1 protein-coding gene is annotated in these 2,320 nt (G+C 65.1%); it reads left to right on the top strand.

Annotated elements, in window-relative coordinates:
* Positions 1 to 2,092: NAD-dependent DNA ligase LigA (ligA, locus tag JCM25156_RS14030; protein WP_025813582.1), on the top strand; the 2,092-nt coding region annotated here is incomplete at its 5' end.
* Positions 2,093 to 2,320 lie beyond the last annotated feature (228 nt).

Below are 2,320 nucleotides of genomic sequence, written 5' to 3'. Positions count from 1 at the left end.
CGGGCAGACAGCCGGGGAAGCCGATGAAGCACAGGCCGCCCGCATGCTGGAACAGCTTGCCCGGCTGCTGCGCCAACTGGATGCGGCCTATCATCAGGAGGATGCGCCGCTTGTCGATGATGCGACATATGACCGGCTGCGCGCGCTCAATACCCGGCTGGAGGAGCGCTTTCCCACCCAGCGCCGCGCCGACAGCCCGGCGCTGGATGTTGGCGCGCCCGCTTCCGGCCCGTTCCGCCGCCACCGGCACATGGTGCCGATGCTCTCGCTCGACAATGTGTTCGGGCGGGAGGAATTCGATGCCTTCATCAACCGCATCGCCCGCTTTCTGGGCCTGACGGAAGCGCAGGCGCATGAACTGGCCTTTGTCGCGGAACCCAAGATCGACGGCCTGTCCATCAGCCTGACCTATGAACATGGCCGGTTCATTCGCGGCACCACGCGCGGTGACGGCACGGAAGGCGAGGACGTGACCGCCAACCTGCGCACCATGCGCGACATTCCCGATCACCTGCCCGCCCCCTACCCCGATGTGATTGAAATACGTGGCGAGGTCTTCCTGTCCAAACAGGCGTTTCTGGAACTGAACGCAGCGCAGGAACGCGCGGGGGAAAAGCCCTTCGCCAACCCGCGCAACGCCGCCGCCGGCTCCCTGCGCCAGCTTGATCCGGCCATTACGGCAAAACGCCCGCTTTCCCTGTTCGCCTATGCCGCCGGTTTTTGCGCCGCGCCGCTGGCGGCGACCCATCATGACTATCTCAAACAGCTTGAGGCATGGGGCTTCCGCGTCAATCCGCTGAGCCTGCGGGTGGGCAACGCGGCCGATGCCGAAGCCTTCATGGCGCGGATCGCACGCGAACGCTCGGCGCTGGATTATGATATTGACGGTGTGGTGTACAAGCTGGACGACCGCGCCCTACAGGAACGTCTCGGCTTCGCGGGGCGCGCGCCACGCTGGGCCGTGGCGTGGAAATTCCCTGCCGAACAGGCCATTACCCGGCTTGAAAAAATCGAGATCCAGGTCGGCCGCACCGGGGCGCTGACGCCGGTGGCCTTCTTGCAGGCCGTCAATGTGGGCGGCGTGATCGTAACCCGCGCCAGCCTGCATAATGAGGACGAGATCTCGCGCAAGGACATCCGCGAGGGTGATCTCGTCCATGTCCAGCGCGCGGGCGACGTGATCCCGCAGGTGACGGGCGTGGTGCTGCCGCGCGATGCGGAACGCCCCGCCTATGTTTTCGCGCATGTCTGCCCCATATGCGGGGCGCATGCCGAACGCCCGGAGGGCGAGGTGGTGTGGCGCTGTTCCGGCGGGCTGACCTGCCCCGCGCAGGTGGTGGAGCGGCTGATCCATTTCGTCTCGCGCGATGCGTTCGACATCGACGGGCTGGGCGACCGCACGATCGTGGAATTCCATGAACTGGGCTGGCTGCGCACGCCCGCCGATATTTTCCGCCTTCACCTGCATGAAGCCGAAATCGCCGGACGGGATGGCTGGGGCAAGCTCTCGGCCCACAATCTGGTCACCGCCATCGAGGCGCGACGGACGATCGAACTGTCACGGCTGATCTACGCGCTGGGCATCCGCCGCATCGGCATCAACAACGCCCGCCTTCTGGCCCGGCATTACGGATCCCTGGCCAACTGGCGCCAGCAGATGGAGAAGGCCGCCATCATCGGCTCGGACGAGAGGCTGGAACTCGGCTCGATCACCGGCATCGGCTCCGCCATCGCCGATGAACTGGTGACCTTCTTTGCCGAGGAACACAACCGCGCGACGCTGGATGACCTCGACACCGTGCTGACACAGGTCACGGATGAGGAAATGGAGGCCGGGGGCGCGCTGTCGGGCAAGACCATCGTCTTTACCGGCACGCTCACCACCATGACCCGCCCCGAAGCCCGCGCCGTGGCCGAACGGCTGGGCGCGCGGGTGTCCGACAGCGTATCGAAAAAGACGGACATCGTGGTGCTGGGTGAAAAAGCCGGTTCCAAGGCCCGCAAGGCGGCCGAACTGGGCGTGACCACCATGGATGAAGGCGGCTGGCGCACCCTGGCGGGCATGCCACCCATAACCGCGCGGCATGAATAACACCTCCATGCCGGGCCATGGCGCATGAGTGTGGCCTTGCATGTCCCTGTCGCGTAACGTTTACTACCATAACGAACCCAACACGAAGTAGCAGGAGCATCCGCACGGGACCGACACGTCATATTGCCGCAACGGGGTGCGGCATGGATTATCAGGGGGATCACAGCTTATGACAGTTTCAGGGCCGCGGGGGCGGCTGCTGACAACACGCCGGAACATGCTGGGCAT

This window comes from Komagataeibacter kakiaceti JCM 25156 (assembly GCF_000613305.1).
This window is presented reverse-complemented; position numbering and strand designations above follow the sequence as displayed.